1 protein-coding gene is annotated in these 1,530 nt (G+C 60.1%); it reads left to right on the top strand.

The genetic code is table 11. The annotated features are described in order from the left end of the window. Positions 1–53: 53 nt before the first annotated feature. A complete protein-coding gene (locus FHT69_RS33940) occupies positions 54–1,424 on the top strand; it encodes an IS1182 family transposase (RefSeq protein WP_183906619.1) in 1,371 nt (456 codons plus the stop codon). Positions 1,425–1,530: the final 106 nt, after the last annotated feature.

The following is a 1,530-nucleotide window of genomic DNA, read 5'->3' as shown; positions in this document are numbered from 1 at the left end:
CAGACTGCTGACAAACCCCTGGCACCGTCCAGGGGTTTATGATTCACTGGGACATGTTGAAGAAACCTGCCCCCACCCAGACCGCTCTTGAGATGGTGACGCTCGACAGTCTGGTGCCGAAGGATCACCTGCTTCGCAAGATCGACGCGGTGATCGACTTTTCCTTCATCCACGATCGTGTTGCGGGGCTTTATTGCGCCGACAACGGCCGCCCACCGCTCGATCCGACCTTGATGTTCAAGGCGCTGTTCATTGGCTACCTGTTCGGCATCCGCTCGGAGCGTCAGCTGGTGCGCGAGATCGAGGTCAACGTCGCCTATCGCTGGTTTCTGCAGATGAAGCTGACGGATGGTGTGTTTGACGCCTCGACGCTGTCGCAGAACCGCCGCCGGCGCTTCAACGACACGCGCGTGGCGCAGGACATTTTTGACCACATCGTCGAGCAGGCGATCCGTCATGGCCTGGTGGATGGCACGGTGCTTTATACGGATTCAACGCATCTGAAGGCGAATGCCAACAAGGGCAAATATGATCTTGCGATGATCGAAAAGTCGCGCTCCGATTACTGGGCCGATCTCGACCGGGCGATTGAGGCTGAGCGAGCACTCCACGGCCAGAAGCCCTTGAAGGAAAAGGAGCGCGAGCCGCAGGTGAAGGAAACCAAGGTGTCGCGCACCGATCCCGACAGCGGCTACATGGTGCGCGACGGCAAGCCGAAGGGCTTCTTCTACCTCGATCACCGCACGGTGGATGGCAAACTTGCGATCATCACCGATACCCATGTCACGCCCGCCAATGTGCATGACAGTATCGTCTATCTCGAGCGGCTGGACCGCCAGCGTGAGCGGTTCGGCTTCGAGGTCGGTGCTGTCGGGCTGGATGCCGGCTATGCGACATCCGGCATCGCCAAGGGTCTTGAGGACCGCACCATCCTCGGTGTCACCGGCTATCGCAACCCGACCCCGCCCAGAGCCGGCATGATGCGCAAGTCGAAATTCGACTATGAGCCCGAGACAGGCGGTTACCGATGCCCCGAAGGCCAACTGCTCGCCTATGCCACCACCGACCGCAACGGTTATCGCCACTATCGTTCGGATCCTGCCATCTGCTGCGATTGTCCGTTGCTGGCCTCCTGCACCAACAACGCCACGGCGACACGCACCATAACCCGCCATATCTGGGCCGATGCCCGCCAGCGCACCGACGCCAACCGCCTGACCCCTTGGGGCAAGGCAATCTACAAGCGCCGCAAGGAGACGGTCGAGCGATCATTTGCCGATGCCAAGCAGCTTCACGGGCATCGCTATGCCCGCTTCCGAAGTCGCACCCGCGTCGCATGCCAGTGCCTGTTGGCTGCGGCCGCCCAAAACATCAAGAAGATCGCAATGGCCCTGACAAAAGCACCAAAACCGGCCACGGCGTAAGCCGAAACCTCCTTCTTCGCCCTCCGCCAACACGACCGGCAAAGAATCCAATCGCCAAAAAAGCAAAACCCGCCGAAAAAATCGACGGGTTTGTCAGCAGTCTGAG

It is taken from the genome of Rhizobium sp. BK008 (genome assembly GCF_014197345.1).
Taxonomy (GTDB): Bacteria; Pseudomonadota; Alphaproteobacteria; order Rhizobiales; family Rhizobiaceae; genus Rhizobium; species Rhizobium anhuiense.
The sequence above is the reverse complement of the archived record's forward strand: the minus strand, read 5'-3'. Positions and strand labels throughout refer to the sequence as shown.

Coding starts and splice junctions, on each gene's coding strand:
- FHT69_RS33940 (WP_183906619.1), top strand. CDS start 54: ATGTTGAAGAAACCTGCCCCCACCCAGACCGCTCTTGAGATGGTGACG.